This is a genomic window from Stenotrophomonas sp. Ste86, from assembly GCF_024519465.1.
In the GTDB taxonomy this organism is placed as follows: Bacteria; Pseudomonadota; Gammaproteobacteria; order Xanthomonadales; family Xanthomonadaceae; genus Stenotrophomonas.
Window position 1 is genome coordinate 115,423 of the sequence record NZ_JALJRW010000001.1, and the last position, 13,700, is coordinate 129,122.

The following is a 13,700-nucleotide window of genomic DNA, read 5'->3' on the forward strand; positions in this document are numbered from 1 at the left end:
CTCCATTGACTCATGCAGAAGGCACGTGGTCGACGCCGAGGGCGTTCAACAGCGCGCCGAATTTCGCGGCGGTTTCGGCCACTTCCAATGCGGGCTCGGAGTCGGCGACGATCCCGGCCCCGGCATAGATTCGCGCCTGCCGGCCCTGCACGCGCGCGCAGCGGATCGCCACGTACCAGTCACCGTCGCCGTCGGCATCGGTCCAGCCCACTGCGCCGGCGTAGAAACCGCGCGGTACCGGTTCCAAAGCGCGGATCGTATCCAGCGCGAGCTGGCGTGGCGTGCCGCACACCGCCGGAGTGGGATGCAGGGCCGCCACCAATGCGGCCACCGGCGTGGCGGCATCGCTCAGCGTCGCCTCGATGCGCGTGCCGAGGTGCCACATCGTCGCAGTGGCATGCAGCGACGGGCGCGCATCGGCCTCGACATGAGTGCACCACGGCGCCAGCGCGGTGACGATGGCCTCGACCACGTGGCGGTGCTCGTCGTGGTCTTTCGCCGAGCCCAGCAGAGCCTGCGCGGTGCGCGCATCCTCCGCGGGATCGGCACTGCGCCGCGCCGATCCGGCCAGCGGATGCGAAAGCACCCGCGTGCCACGTCGCGACACCAGCAGCTCCGGGGTAGCGCCGACCAGCCAGGCGGGCGGCTCCGGCCCGTCGATCGGCAGCGGCACCAGATAGGTGGCCACGCTCGGATCGTGGCCCAGTCGCGCGGCCAGCTCGCGCGGTGCGATGGGCTGCCCACTGTGCAGGTGCAGGCTGCGCGCCAGCACCACCTTGTGCAGGTCTGGCGCGGGCTGTTGCAACCGGGTCAACGCCTGGCGCACGGCATCGGCATAGTGCTGCGCGCTCGGCTCGGCGCTGACACTGCCGGAAAAACGCGGCACCGGCGATGCCGGCAGTGCCGCCGCAGGCGCCAGCCACTCCGGCTGATGCAGCGCATCGTCGGCCTGTGGGTCGAACGGCAGCGCCCCCACCAGCAACGGCAGCCCGGCACGCGGCGCGGCAAAGAACGCGGCGACCCGCGCGGCCAGGCTGGCGGTACCACCACCGGGCAGGCGTGCGCGGCAACCGCGCGCGTCCAGCGAACGCAGCGGCGCGCGCAGCAGGAACTGCGCCGTGGCCGCCGCCTCGTCCACGCCGCCACCGTCTTCGTCGCGCTGCGCGCGCGCCTGCAGGCTGTCGTTCATGCCGTCACCGCCACGCGATGGCGCATTGCCACGATGGAGAGCACCAGCAGCAGCGCGCCCACCAGCACATACGGTGCACTCGGCCGCCATTGGTACAGCAGCGTGCCCAGCATCGGCCCGATCACCATGCCCAGGCCCTGCACCGACGCCACCGTGCCCGCCGCCGCGCCCTGCTCGTGGGCCTGCACCGAATCGGCGGCAAGCGCCTGGAACGACGGAAACACGAAGCCCATGCCGAACGCCGCGGCGGCGTACGCCAACAACAGTTCCCAGCGCGCATCCACCAGCGCGACCGCCGCAAAGCCCATCGCCGAGATCAACGCGCCAATGGCGATCCAGCGGCGCGGCGATACGCCGCCGAGCTTCATCACCAACACCTGCGCCAGGATCAGGCCCACCCCTACGGCGGTGAGGGCCAGGCCAGCCGCCTGCGCGCCATCGGTCGGCGACAGCTGCAACCGGTCGATGGCAAAGAATCCAACCGTCACCTGGGCGATGGTCACCGACACCATCGCCGCGAAGACCGCCAGGATCGGCAGGCGCAGGCGTGCATCGGTCCAGCCCAGGCGCTGACGCGGCCCGGTCGGCGCCGTCGCGGCCACCGGCGCGTCGGCCGGCAACCGCCACGCGATCACCGCCAGCGACAGCAGCGGCAGCAACGCGGCGACATACAAGGTCAACGACAGCTGATGGAAGGCGATCCAGCCCGCAGCGGCCGGCCCTATCACCATGCCCAGCGCATTGGCGCTGCCGAGTTTGGCCATGGCCGCAGCGCGTTGCCCGGGCGCGGCACCATCGGCCACCATCGCCGCTGCCGTGGGCGGCACCGCGGCGTAGAACAACCCCACCAGCGCCCGCGTCCCCACCAGCACCACCACCGACAGCCACAGCGCCGGCGGCCGGGCCAGCGCGGCATCGACGAACACCGCCATGACCACGTAGATCACCACGTAAGCGGCCAGCGCGATCAGCAGCACGCGCTTGCGCCCGATCCGGTCGCTCAACGTGCCCCAACGGCGTGCGGACAGCATCCACAACACGCCGGCGGCGGTCACCGACAAGCCGGCATGCCATTCGGCCAGGCCCAGCAGACGCACCACCGGGCCCACCACCGCCACGAAGGCCATCATCGCCATCGTGCCGGTCAGGGCGGCGAACACCAGGGCCGGTAAACCGGGTACTACCGAACGCTCACGCATGGACCACCACCGCCAATCAGAGGAAGGGCGCGCGGCGCGGCGGCGCGGCGCGTCGAATCGATCGGCTTGGGCGATCAAGGTCGCCGTGGCTATCCATTCAAATGATAACAGGTCGCATTCGCAGATGCCCGCACAGGGTGATGCGGCGTTCAGCACATTGACGACGATCAACCCGCACACACATCGGCCCGACTAAGCTGGATCCATCCCACCCCGGCACTCTGCAATGGCGTCACTGCCCCCCATCACCGCCCTGCCCGGCATCGTCGCCGATATCGCGCAGGGGCTGTCGGTACAGATCATCAGCCTCACCGGCGAAATCTGGAGCGGCGACGTGCGCGAGATCAGCCTGCCCGGCAGCGAGGGTCGCTTTGGCGTATTGGCGCAGCACGCACCGCTGCTGGCCACGTTGCGCGAAGGCATGGTTTCGGTGTTTCCGCTCGCCGCCGAGCCGCCGTTGCATGTCTATGTGTCCGGCGGACATGTCGAAGTGCAGCCGGGCAAGGTGATCGTGCTGGCCGATCTGGGGCTTCGCAGCGAAAACCTGGACGACGCACGCGCCCGCGCCGCACGCGAGGCCGCCACCTCGCCAATGGCCGCCGAACTGACCAATCCGGACAACGCCAAGGTGCATGCCGAACTGGCCTGGCAACGGGGACAGCAACTGCGCGCGTTGCCCTGGAAGTAACCCCCGCGCCATCGGCAGGGACGCCGTGAACCGACCCACGGTCGGCCCCTGCGTGCTAGCGTTTTTTCAGACGACGCCCCGCCCGCACGGCTGCGGCGTTTGGTCACGTCCGGCACCTCATCAACCCAACATATGATGTTGACGATGAGGCAGACCCACACTATGTTGTGTTCATCGGCTCCCCGCTTCCGCCAGGCCCGGTTCCTCGTTGCGCCCCCGCAGACCGCTCCGGTCGCAGGGCGTGACCACCCGAACGGCGCCTGGTTGCGAGAGCGTTGCCCGGATACATCCGGGGATGATCCCCCTGCCTCCATGACGCCCGCCCGGCCGTCGCGATGCCTGCATCGCGACGCGACAACTGCGCACCGCATGGATTTCCGATGATCAACGACGACACCCCGCTCTCCGCACCCTCCGCCTCCTTCGATCACACCGCCCCGCTCGGCGGCGATGGTCTGTGGATCACCAAGGAAGGCGGCAACCGCCGCATGCCCTTCGCCCCGCCGCGACTGCTGCGCTCCATCCAGGGGGTACACGCAGAATTTCCGCAGCTGGACCTGGCCGACTACCAGCGGGCCGTGCTGGCACTGGTGCACCGCCGCGAACAGCTCACTGCCGATGAACTGGTCGACCTGCTGATCCGCGAGGCCGAGTCGCGCATCGACCTGGTCGCGCCGGACTGGGAGCACTTCGCCGCACGGCTGTACCTGCGCCGGCTGTACAAGCGCGCCAGCAAGAATCGCTTTTACGATGCCAGCCTCAAGTACGGTTCCTACGTCGGCCTGCAGGAGAGCCTGGCCGACCGCAACGTGTACTCCATCGACATCCTCAAGGCCTATTCCAAGGAGGAACTGGAAGAGGCCGGGCGCATGATCGAGCCAGACCGCGACCTCCTGTTCGCCTACAACGGGCTGTACCTGCTGGCCACGCGCTACCTGGCCACCGACCACTCGCGCGCGGTCTATGAGCTGCCGCAGGAGCGTTGGCTGACCATCGCGCTGTACCTGATGCAGAACGAACACCTCAGCGGCGACCGCACCCGCGCACGGCGCATGCGCCTGGTGCGCGAGGTGTACTGGGCGCTGTCGCACCTGTACATGACCGTGGCCACGCCGACCCTGGCCAACGCCGGCAAGGTCGGCGGCCAGTTGTCGTCGTGCTTCATCGACACCGTCGACGACAGCCTGCAGGGCATCTACGACTCCAACACCGATGTTGCCCGCGTATCCAAGCACGGCGGCGGCGTGGGCGCCTACCTGGGCTACGTGCGCTCGGCCGGCGCGGCCATCCGCGGCGTGGCCAACTCCTCAGGCGGCGTGGTGCCGTGGATCAAGCAGCTCAACAACACCGCGGTCAGCGTCGACCAGCTCGGCCAGCGCAAGGGCGCCATCGCGGTGTACCTGGACGTCTGGCATCGCGACATCGAGGCCTTCCTCGACCTGCGCCTGAACAACGGCGACCAGCGCCTGCGCGCGCACGATGTGTTCACCTCGGTATGCCTGCCGGACCTGTTCATGGAGGCGGTGGAACGGCGCGGCGACTGGTATCTGTTCGATCCGTACGAAGTGAAGCGGATCAAGGGCTGGTACCTGCAGGACGTCCACGATGAGCAGCGTGGCCAGGGCAGTTTCCGCGAACGGTACGCCGAGGTCGTCGCCGACGAACGCATCAGCCGTCGCACGATCAAGGCCATCGACCTGTTCAAGCGGATCATGGTCAGCCAGCTGGAAACCGGCAACCCCTTCATGTTCTACCGGGACGAAGTGAACCGGATGAACCCCAACAAGCACGCCGGCACGGTGTACTCCAGCAACCTGTGCACCGAGATCCTGCAGAACATGAGTCCGACCCGGCTGATGCAGGAAATGATCAGTGGCGACCAGATCGTCACCACCCGCCAGGCCGGCGATTTCGTGGTGTGCAACCTGTCCTCGATCAATCTCGGTCGTGCGGTCACCGCCGCGCCGGACCTGCTGTCCAGCGACGTGCTGGAACGGCTGGTGCCGATCCAGGTACGCATGCTCGACAACGTCATCGACCTCAACCAGTTGCCGGTTCCGCAGGCCACCATCACCAACCGCAAGTACCGCGCGATCGGCTTGGGCACCTTCGGCTGGCACCATCTGCTGGCACTCAAGCAGATTGACTGGAACGACGCGCAGGCCGAGGACTACGCCGACAGCCTCTACGAGCGCATCAACTACCTGGCCATCCAGGCCAGCATGCGCCTGGCCGAAGAGAAGGGCCGCTACAGCGCCTTCCTCGGCAGCGACTGGCAGACCGGCGAGTACTTCCTTGCGCGCGGCTACGACAGCCCCGACTGGCAGGAACTGGCCGCGCAGGTCAGCGTGCACGGGCTGCGCAACGGCTGGCTGCTGGCGGTGGCACCGAACATGAGTACCGCGCAGATCGCCGGCTCCAGCGCCTCGATCGACCCGGTATACGGCGCGTTCTACTACGAAGAGAAGAAGGATTTCCGCCGCCCGGTCGCCGCCCCCGGGTTGTCGCTGGACACCTACCCGTACTACGAAAAGGGCGCCTACCGCCTGGACCAGTTCGCCAGCATCCGCCAGAACGCACGCCGCCAGCGCCACGTGGACCAGTCGATCAGCTTCAACCTCTACGTGCCCAGCACCATCCGCGCCAGCACCCTGCTCGCACTGCACATGAGCGCCTGGCGCGAAGGCCTGAAAACCACGTATTACGTGCGCTCCAACGACATCGACATCACCGAATGCGACTGGTGTGGCAGCTGACGACCGCAGGTCGTCAGCGGTAGTGCCGGCCGCTGGCCGGCAGCCAGGCACAGCCCGTCCACGGTAGTGCCGGCCGCTGGCCGGCAACCAGGCACAGCCCATCAACGGTAGTGCCGGCCGCTGGCCGGCAACCAGGCAAACGCACGTAACCGACAACCAGGACACCCCCATGGCAACACCGCTCGAACGCATCAAGATCCTCGAACCGCGCCACCCCAACCGCTCCACCGGCATCATCAACGGCCGCACCAGCGGCATCCTCAACTGGAACGACATCCCCTACCCGTCCTTCTACCGGGCGTACAAGGAGCTGTCGACCAACTTCTGGATCCCCGACGAAGTCGACATGAAGGGTGACGCGCGCGGGTACGGCGAGCTCAGCGCGCGCGAAAAGAACGCCTACGATTCCATCATCGGCCTGCTGGCCACGCTGGATTCGCCGCAGACCCGCTTCATCTACAACGTCGCCGAATACATCACCGACCCGGCCGCGCACGCCAATGCGGCGATCATCGGCCAGCAGGAGGTGATCCACAACGAGAGCTACAGCTACGTGCTGGCCTCCATCGCCGGGCTGGCCGACCAGAACCGGGTCTTCGAGATCGCACGCACCCACCCCACCATCCAGGCGCGCAACCAGCCGATCATGCAGTCCTATGACGACTTCATGCGCGAGAAGACCGCCGAAACGCTCATCCGCTCGCTGATCCAGTCCTCGATCCTGGAAGGCATCAATTTCTATTCGGGCTTCGCGTTCTTCTACAACCTGGTGCGGCAGAACCGCATGACCGGCACCGGCAAGATCATCAGCTTCATCAACCGCGACGAACTGGCCCATACCAAGTTCATCAGCGAGTTGATCCGCGCCATCATCGGCGAGAACCCGCAGCTGCAGGGCGACCAACTCACCGCCTACGTGCACGACGCCTTCGAGCATGCCATCGCCCTGGAAACCCGCTGGACCGGTGAGGTGCTGGACGGCATCGACGGCATCGACGTGGACGAGATGATCCGCTACGTGAAATACCGCGCCAACAAGATGGCCGGCATGCTCGGCATCGAGAAGCTCTACAGCGATACCAGCGTCAACGTGATGCCGTGGATCAAGGCCTACGCCGACAACTTCACCGAAACCAAGACCGACTTCTTCGAGATGCGCAACGCCAGCTACAAAAAGACCAATGCGGACAACGGCTTCGACGATCTGTAGGAACGCGCGGCCATGAACCTCCTGCTTGCCTATGCATCGTTGAGCGGCAACACCCGTGAAGTGGCGCGGCTGCTGGCTGCTTACTGCGCCGAGCGAGGTCATGCGGTGCGCTGCCTGGACGTGGACAGCGACCCGGTGGCCGATGCCCTTGCCCAGCCGCATGCGGGGTTGCTGCTGGGCTGCTGGACCGACAACGCCGGCCGCACGCCCGCGGAGATGAAGCAGTTCGTGGCCACGCTGCGCGACGGACCGGGGCTGCCGCCCGGCGAAACCGTGGCGGTGTTCGGTACCGGGGAAACCCAGTGGGGCCTGGAGTTCTACTGTGGCGCCGCGCACCGGCTGGCCCGTTTTTTCGGCTCGCCACTTCCGGTGCTGGAGATCGAGCAGATGCCGCACGGCAGCGACGACACCCACACCATTCACCGCTGGGCCGACCGTGTGCTGGCCCATTTCGAGACGCCTTCCAATGCTGACCCTGCACGCCACCACCGCTGACGACTACCATGCCGCCCTGCGCGAACACCCTGTTCTGCTGGTCGATTTCCACAAGGACGACTGCCCGGGCTGCCGGATGCTGGACATGTCGCTGGCCAGCGTCGCCGGTTCGCCCCGTGCGGCGGGTGTCGTGCTGCTCAAGGTGAAGCTGGAAACCATCGGCGAAGTGTTCTTCCGCAGCCTCGGCCTGCGCCAGACACCGACGTTGCTGTTGATCCGTGACGGCCAGGAAGTCACGCGGCTGGCCGGCTATCAGTCCCCCGGAAAGATCGGCGAGGCGTTGGCGTCGGTGATGCCCTCCTGAGACAGGAGAAGGTGGCCGCCCGTCCAATCACCGGCACGGTCGGTTCCCAAACCACCGCCGATACCGGCGCAACGCGCATTGCACGCAGGACCCACGAACGCAGTCCGCGCCTGCGATCAGCAAACCGGTCTACGCCCCCCGTCATGTCGCCACCGCAGGGTGACCCGATGCGTGCAGTCGACCAAGGTTCGCCCCAAGCCGGCGCCGGGGACCAGCATCAGGCCGGGCGACGGCTCAACAACCCGCGCCGCTTGAACCACCATTCCAGCGGCAGCGTCACCAACGGCGGCACCGCGGCCAGCACTGCCAGGCCCGCCGCCCACCATGGCCACCGCAGCCGCACCGCGGCCAGCACCGTCACCACGACGTAAGCCATGAAGGCAAACCCATGCAGTGGACCGAACACGCGGACGCCGACCGGGGTCGGGTCGGCGGCGTGGTACTTGAAGTACATACCGATCAGCAGCCCGGCCCAGGTCAATGCTTCGATGAAGGCGACGGTGGCAAATACACGGCCCATCGGGCGCATCGGAAGAGGAGCGTTCAAATCAGACTCGGCTCGGCACGGACAGAATGCCCATGATAGCCGCGAACTGCGAATGCGACCCGTTTGCAGAACCACCGCAACGAAAACGGGCGCACGCAACGCGCACGCCCGCATCCTTCAGACGAACATGCCGCCGGACGCCTCCACCCGCTGTGCATTGATCCAGCCGGTGCTCGGCGACAACAGCGCCGCCGCTACCGGGCCGATGTCCTCCGGCTGACCGGCACGCCCCAACGCCGTGATCGAGGCAACCATGCCGTTGACGTGTTCGTCGTCGCGCACCCGACCGCCGCCGAAGTCGGTGGCGATCGCGCCCGGTGCCAGCGTGTTGGCGCTGATGCCACGCGCGCCCAGCTCCTTGGCCAGGTAGCGGGTGAACACCTCGATGCCGCCCTTCATCATCGCGTAGGCCGAACTGCCCGGCAGCGAGAAGCGCGCCAATCCGCTGGAGACATTGAGGATGCGCCCGCCATCGGCGATCAACGGCAGCAGCGCCTGGGTCAGGAAGTACGGCCCCTTCAGGTGTACCGCCACCGCGTGGTCGAACTGTTCCGGCGTGGTGTCGGCGATGCTCGCATACAGACCTTCGCCGGCATTGTTGAGCAGGCCCTGCAGATGGCGGGCGCCGAGGGTCTGCAGGGTCTGCCGCACCTGGTCGGCGAACGCGCCAAAGCTGCCGCTGTCGGCCACATCCAGCGGCAAGGCCACCGCGCGCCGGCCCAGCGCCTCGATCTGCGCCACCACCTGCTGCGCGGCATCGGCCTGGTTGCGGTAGGTCAACACGATGTCCGCGCCGTCGGCGGCCAGGGCCAGGGCGGCATTGCGGCCCAGGCCACGACTACCGCCGGTGATGAGGACGATACGGGGCGAGCTGCTCATGTGGATTCTCCAGCGTTGGGGGTGGGTACAGCCTATTGATCTTGCAGGGCCACATAAATCACGCGATCCTGATTTGACTGTTCAATATTGGATAACAATCCATGGACCGCCTCGACCAGCTGCGCAGCTTCCTGCGCGTCGCCGAACTCGGCTCGTTCACCGGCGCCGCCGACAGCCTCGGCCTGCCCAAGGCCAGCGTGTCGCTGGCGGTGCAGCGGCTGGAGGCCGAGGTGGGCGTGCAGCTGCTGCACCGGACCACCCGCCGCGTCCAGCTCAGCGCCGACGGCGCGCAGTTCCAGCAGCGCGCCCGCGACCTGCTCGACGACATGGAAGAGCTGCAGGGCATGTTCCGCCGCGACACCAGCCAGCTCAAAGGGCGGCTGCGGGTGGACATGTCCAGCGGCCTGGCCCGGCAGCTGGTGATCCCGCACCTGCCCGGTTTCCTGGCCCTGCATCCCGGCCTGGAGATCGAACTGAGCGGCACCGACCGCCGCGTCGATCTGGTCCGCGAGGGCTTCGACTGCGTGCTGCGGGTGGGCAGCCTGGACGACAACACGCTCGTCGCCCGCCCGCTGGGCCTGATGCGGATCGTCAACTGCGCCAGCCCGGCGTATCTGGCCACGCACGGCACCCCACGCGAACTGGCAGACCTGGCCGATCACGCCTTGATCCACTACGTCGGCACGCTCGGCCAACGCTCGCCGGGCTTCGAGTATCCCGACGGTGCCGGCTACCGGAACCTGCCGATGCGCGGTCCGATCACCGTCAACAGCGGCGAGGGCTACAGCGCCGCCGCGCTGGCCGGGCTGGGCATCATCCAGGTGCCACGTCTCGGGGTGCGCCAGGCGCTGGCCGCCGGCACACTGGTGGAAGTGCTGCCGCAGCTGGCCGCCGAGCCGATGCCGGTGACGTTGCTGTACGCGCAGCGCCGCCACTTGCCACAACGGGTCACTGCATTCATGGACTGGGTGGCCGGGGTGATCCAGCCGGAACTGTCGCGGGAGGACTAGCGCAACGGCGGACGGGCGTGAACATTCATGCACGATAGAATGCACGTTTGTACGCATTATCGCGCACGTTTCCGTATACTCAGTCCTCGGCGCAACGAACGATGCCCGTTTTCGCCGGTTTGAACAATCTTCCCTGCACGTTTCATTTCCCGCGAGTCGTTCCATGACCCCCGAAGCCCTGCCCGGCGAACGCCAACAGACCATCCTGCGCCTGCTGCGCGAACAAGGCCGCGTGTTCTCCGCGCCGCTGGCCGTGCAGATGGGCGTGTCGGAAGACTCGATCCGCCGCGACCTGCGCGATCTGGCCAGCCAGGGCCTGTGTCGCAAGGTGTACGGCGGCGCCCTGCCCGCCGCACCGGCGTTCCCGCCGCTGGCCGACCGCCATACCCAGCAACGCGAACAGAAGCAGGCCCTCGCACGTGCCGCCGCCGCGCATGTCCGCCCGGGCGAGCTGGTGCTGCTCGACGCCGGGTCCACCAACAGCGCCATCGCCGCCTGCCTGCCCGACCAGCAGGGCATCCGGGTGATCACCAACGCGCCGGATATCGCGGTGCTGCTGATGGCACGCAACGGTATCGAGGTCAGCCTGATCGGCGGCCGGCTGGACCGGCGTATCGGCGCGGCCGTCGGTGCACAGGCGCTGGAAGCGATCGCCGCGTTGCGGGTGGACGTGTGTTTCATCGGTACCTGCGCAGTGGATGCAGAAGCCGGGATCTGGGCCGTGGACGGCGAAGAGGCTGCACTCAAGCGCGCGATGCTTGCCGCGAGCAGCCGCTGCGTGGTGGTGGCCAGTAACGAAAAACTCGGCACACAGGCTGCACATCGCATCGGCGGGGTCGAGCAGATCGACATCCTGGTACTCGAAGCCGACGCACCGTCGGCCCAGGCCGAGGCGTTTGCGCGTCGCGGCGTCGATCTCCACCACGCCCGCGCAGAGTGAGCCCGCTCCCGATGTCCACGCTTGCACGTTCCACCCTCGTCGGCACACGCACCGAACAGCACGCCACCCGCGCCGCCTTCTTCCTGCCCGGTTTCGCCACCGCCGCGTGGGCGCCGCTGGTGCCCTTCGCCAAATCCCGCACCGGCCTGGATGACGGCTCGCTCGGCCTGGTGCTGCTGTGCCTGGGCGCCGGCTCGCTGCTGTCGATGCCGCTGGCCGGCATGTTCGCCGCACGTCATGGCTGCCGCGCGGTGATGATCGCCACCCTCATCATGGTGATTGCCAGCCTGCCGCTGCTGGCCATCGCGCCCTCGCCATGGACGCTGGGTCTGGCCTTGTTCGTGTTCGGCGCCGGCGTGGGGGCCTGCGACTGCACCATGAACATCCAGGCGGTGATGGTCGAGCGCGACAGCGGGCGGCCGATGATGTCCGGTTTCCATGCCTTCTACAGCATCGGCGGCGCCGTCGGTGCGGCGGCGATGACCGCGCTGCTGGCCCTGCATCTGCCGCCGTGGCTGGTATGCCTGCTGGGGTCGGCGGTGATGGCGGCGCTGCTGGCCGTCTCGCTGCCGTTCTGGCGCAATGACAAGGCGCCGTCGGGCGCGCCGGTGTTTGCCGTGCCGCGTGGCGTGGTGCTGGGCATCGGCGTGCTGTGCTTCGTCGCCTTCCTCGCAGAAGGCGCGATGCTGGACTGGAGCGCGGTGTTCCTGCATGAAGTGCAGCAGGTCGACCCCGCGCGTGCCGGGCTGGGTTTCATGACCTTCGCCATCGCGATGACGGTAACGCGGCTGGTGGGCGATGGCGTGGTGGCACGGCTGGGGCGGCACCGCGCGATCCTGCTGGGCAGCCTGGTCGCCGCCGGCGGTTTCGCGCTGGTCACCTTCGCCCCGGCACTGCCACTGGCGCTGCTCGGCTACGCGCTGATCGGCCTGGGCTGCGCCAACATCGTGCCGGCGCTGTTCTCGATGGCCGGCAACCAGAAGGCCATGCCCGAAAGCCTGGCGATTCCGGCCATCACCACGCTCGGTTATGCCGGCGTACTGGCCGGACCGGCACTGATCGGCTTCGTCGCCCACGGCAGCAGCCTGGTATTCGCGTTCTGCCTGGTCGCCGCTGCGCTGTTGCTGATCGGGCTGGTGGCGCGCTGGGTGAAGGCCTGAGCCAACGGTGTCACTTGGCGCCGGCAGCATGGGCGGCGTGCTCGCACTTGGCGTACTCGTCGCGGCTGATCCTCATGTCCTTGTCAGCGTCGCACTTGCGCAGGCGCGCGGCAATGGCATCGGGATACACATTCACCTCCGGCAGGGTAACGATGCCGTCCTTGTCCTTGTCCAGCGTCTCGAACGCAGGCAGCGGCGCGGGCGCCCTGGCTGTCGGCGCGGCAGCGGCGTTCGCGGCGATGCCAGCCAACAGCAGCATCGTCAGCAGCCAGCGCGATCTTTGTGGCATCCGGTTCATCAGTGTTCTCCCAGGTCGTGGCGACGGATGATCCGGCGCCTGCGCAAGGCTGGACCTGCCCGCCAGTCGTTGGGCGTGAACGCAGCGCCGGGCATTCCCACGACGGCTTAACACGGCGTCCAGCACTGCCGCGCGGATCAGCACGGGGCTGACCAACGGTGGCGTTACCATCGGCTCACCGCCTGCCGGATACGCGCCATGACCGCACCGTCCTTCGATCCCCGCCCGCGCCGCGCGGCCTTCCGTGCGCTGCATGACGACGGCTGCTTCGTATTGCCCAACCCGTGGGATCCGGGCAGCGCACGCTACCTGCACAGCCTGGGCTTCCAGGCATTGGCTTCGACCAGTTCCGGCCATGCCTGGAGCCAGGCGCAGGCCGATGGCACGGTGTCGCTGGATGAAACGCTTGCCCACCTGCATACCCTTGCCGCCGCGACGCCGCTGCCGCTGAATGCCGATTTCGGCGACGGCTTCGGCACGCTGGATGAGGTCGGCAGCAACGTCACCCGCGCCATTGCCACCGGGGTGGCGGGTATCTCCATCGAAGATGCCGGGCCAGACCCGGCCCATCCGCTGCGTACGCTGGAGGACGCGGTGGCACGGGTACGCGCGGCACGCCGGGCGATCGACCAGTCCGGTGAAGATGTGCTGCTGATCGGCCGCGCCGAAAACTTCTTCGTCGGCCGCCCCGACCTGGACGATGCGATCACCCGCCTGCGCGCGTATGCCGACGCGGGCGCGGACTGTCTCTACGCACCCGGCATCAGCACCCGCGAACAGATCGAAGCGGTGGTCAACGCCGTGGCGCCGCAGCCGGTCAATCTGCTGGTCGGCGCCGCCGTACCGTTCACCCTGCAGGACATCGCCGCAATGGGTGTGCGCCGGGTCAGCGTGGGTGGCGCGATGGCACGGGTCGCCTGGGGCGGGATGATGCGCGCCTCGCAACTGCTGATAGACGAAGGCCGCTTCGACGGATTCGCCGATGCGGCATCCGGGGCCACCTTGAACCAACTGTTCCGCTGAGC

General features: G+C 67.8%; 14 protein-coding genes. 9 read left to right on the top strand and 5 right to left on the bottom strand.

Going from position 1 to position 13,700, the window contains the following annotated elements:
* Positions 1-10: 10 nt before the first annotated feature.
* Both NR101_RS00455 and NR101_RS00460 read right to left on the bottom strand, forming a co-directional pair.
* Positions 11-1,189 carry an isochorismate synthase gene (locus NR101_RS00455; RefSeq protein WP_256774280.1) on the bottom strand — a complete coding sequence of 393 codons (1,179 nt, stop codon included), beginning with the start codon at positions 1,187-1,189 and terminating at the stop codon, positions 11-13.
* A complete protein-coding gene (locus NR101_RS00460; RefSeq protein ID WP_256774279.1) occupies positions 1,186-2,388 on the bottom strand; it encodes an MFS transporter in 1,203 nt (400 codons plus the stop codon). The genes NR101_RS00455 and NR101_RS00460 overlap by 4 nt, the downstream gene beginning before the upstream one ends.
* A gap of 226 nt (positions 2,389-2,614) precedes the next feature.
* On the opposite strand from NR101_RS00460, the gene atpC reads away from it, so the two are divergent.
* The 5 genes from atpC to NR101_RS00485 all read left to right on the top strand — a co-directional run bounded on the left by atpC (position 2,615) and on the right by NR101_RS00485 (position 7,841).
* Entirely contained in the window at positions 2,615-3,076 is a 462-nt protein-coding gene (gene atpC / locus NR101_RS00465) for an ATP synthase F1 subunit epsilon (protein WP_256774278.1), read from the top strand.
* 380 nt (positions 3,077-3,456) lie between these two features.
* Positions 3,457-5,832 carry a ribonucleoside-diphosphate reductase subunit alpha gene (locus tag NR101_RS00470; protein ID WP_256777680.1) on the top strand — a complete coding sequence of 792 codons (2,376 nt, stop codon included), beginning with the start codon at positions 3,457-3,459 and terminating at the stop codon, positions 5,830-5,832.
* Between the two features lie 169 nt (positions 5,833-6,001).
* Entirely contained in the window at positions 6,002-7,042 is a 1,041-nt protein-coding gene (locus NR101_RS00475) for a ribonucleotide-diphosphate reductase subunit beta (RefSeq protein ID WP_256774276.1), read from the top strand.
* Positions 7,043-7,054: 12 nt separating this feature from the next.
* A complete protein-coding gene (locus NR101_RS00480) occupies positions 7,055-7,537 on the top strand; it encodes a flavodoxin (RefSeq protein ID WP_256774275.1) in 483 nt (160 codons plus the stop codon).
* The gene (locus tag NR101_RS00485; protein WP_256774274.1) at positions 7,509-7,841 is read left to right on the top strand and encodes a thioredoxin family protein; all 333 of its coding nucleotides are present in this window, start codon (positions 7,509-7,511) and stop codon (positions 7,839-7,841) included. The genes NR101_RS00480 and NR101_RS00485 overlap by 29 nt, the downstream gene beginning before the upstream one ends.
* Positions 7,842-8,058: 217 nt before the next feature.
* Here the strand turns inward: NR101_RS00485 and NR101_RS00490 are convergent, their stop codons facing one another.
* Together NR101_RS00490 and NR101_RS00495 are read right to left on the bottom strand one after the other, a co-directional pair.
* Positions 8,059-8,370 (bottom strand): DUF3817 domain-containing protein, encoded by a 312-nt coding sequence (locus NR101_RS00490; protein ID WP_256774376.1) that lies wholly within the window; start codon positions 8,368-8,370, stop codon positions 8,059-8,061.
* Between the two features lie 135 nt (positions 8,371-8,505).
* The gene (locus NR101_RS00495) at positions 8,506-9,267 is read right to left on the bottom strand and encodes an SDR family oxidoreductase (RefSeq protein ID WP_256774273.1); all 762 of its coding nucleotides are present in this window, start codon (positions 9,265-9,267) and stop codon (positions 8,506-8,508) included.
* A 101-nt stretch (positions 9,268-9,368) separates the two neighbouring features.
* Between NR101_RS00495 and NR101_RS00500 the strand changes: the two genes are divergently transcribed.
* The 3 genes from NR101_RS00500 to NR101_RS00510 all read left to right on the top strand — a co-directional run bounded on the left by NR101_RS00500 (position 9,369) and on the right by NR101_RS00510 (position 12,377).
* Entirely contained in the window at positions 9,369-10,277 is a 909-nt protein-coding gene (locus NR101_RS00500) for a LysR family transcriptional regulator (RefSeq protein ID WP_256774272.1), read from the top strand.
* 163 nt (positions 10,278-10,440) lie between these two features.
* Entirely contained in the window at positions 10,441-11,217 is a 777-nt protein-coding gene (locus NR101_RS00505; RefSeq protein ID WP_256774271.1) for a DeoR/GlpR family DNA-binding transcription regulator, read from the top strand.
* Between the two features lie 11 nt (positions 11,218-11,228).
* Positions 11,229-12,377 carry an MFS transporter gene (locus NR101_RS00510; protein ID WP_256774270.1) on the top strand — a complete coding sequence of 383 codons (1,149 nt, stop codon included), beginning with the start codon at positions 11,229-11,231 and terminating at the stop codon, positions 12,375-12,377.
* Between the two features lie 10 nt (positions 12,378-12,387).
* Here NR101_RS00510 and NR101_RS00515 read toward each other — a convergent pair whose 3' ends face one another.
* A complete protein-coding gene (locus tag NR101_RS00515) occupies positions 12,388-12,819 on the bottom strand; it encodes a hypothetical protein (protein ID WP_256777681.1) in 432 nt (143 codons plus the stop codon).
* 54 nt (positions 12,820-12,873) lie between these two features.
* Here NR101_RS00515 and NR101_RS00520 point away from each other — a divergent pair, with 54 nt between their 5' ends.
* The gene (locus tag NR101_RS00520; protein WP_256774268.1) at positions 12,874-13,698 is read left to right on the top strand and encodes an isocitrate lyase/phosphoenolpyruvate mutase family protein; all 825 of its coding nucleotides are present in this window, start codon (positions 12,874-12,876) and stop codon (positions 13,696-13,698) included.
* Positions 13,699-13,700 lie beyond the last annotated feature (2 nt).

Excerpts from the sequence above, each read along its gene's own strand:
- NR101_RS00455 (WP_256774280.1), bottom strand. The coding sequence starts at position 1,189 with ATGAACGACAGCCTGCAGGCGCGCGCGCAGCGCGACGAAGACGGTGGC.
- NR101_RS00460 (WP_256774279.1), bottom strand. The coding sequence starts at position 2,388 with ATGCGTGAGCGTTCGGTAGTACCCGGTTTACCGGCCCTGGTGTTCGCC.
- atpC (WP_256774278.1), top strand. The coding sequence starts at position 2,615 with ATGGCGTCACTGCCCCCCATCACCGCCCTGCCCGGCATCGTCGCCGAT.
- NR101_RS00470 (WP_256777680.1), top strand. The coding sequence starts at position 3,457 with ATGATCAACGACGACACCCCGCTCTCCGCACCCTCCGCCTCCTTCGAT.
- NR101_RS00475 (WP_256774276.1), top strand. The coding sequence starts at position 6,002 with ATGGCAACACCGCTCGAACGCATCAAGATCCTCGAACCGCGCCACCCC.
- NR101_RS00480 (WP_256774275.1), top strand. The coding sequence starts at position 7,055 with ATGAACCTCCTGCTTGCCTATGCATCGTTGAGCGGCAACACCCGTGAA.
- NR101_RS00485 (WP_256774274.1), top strand. The coding sequence starts at position 7,509 with ATGCTGACCCTGCACGCCACCACCGCTGACGACTACCATGCCGCCCTG.
- NR101_RS00490 (WP_256774376.1), bottom strand. The coding sequence starts at position 8,370 with ATGCGCCCGATGGGCCGTGTATTTGCCACCGTCGCCTTCATCGAAGCA.
- NR101_RS00495 (WP_256774273.1), bottom strand. The coding sequence starts at position 9,267 with ATGAGCAGCTCGCCCCGTATCGTCCTCATCACCGGCGGTAGTCGTGGC.
- NR101_RS00500 (WP_256774272.1), top strand. The coding sequence starts at position 9,369 with ATGGACCGCCTCGACCAGCTGCGCAGCTTCCTGCGCGTCGCCGAACTC.
- NR101_RS00505 (WP_256774271.1), top strand. The coding sequence starts at position 10,441 with ATGACCCCCGAAGCCCTGCCCGGCGAACGCCAACAGACCATCCTGCGC.
- NR101_RS00510 (WP_256774270.1), top strand. The coding sequence starts at position 11,229 with ATGTCCACGCTTGCACGTTCCACCCTCGTCGGCACACGCACCGAACAG.
- NR101_RS00520 (WP_256774268.1), top strand. The coding sequence starts at position 12,874 with ATGACCGCACCGTCCTTCGATCCCCGCCCGCGCCGCGCGGCCTTCCGT.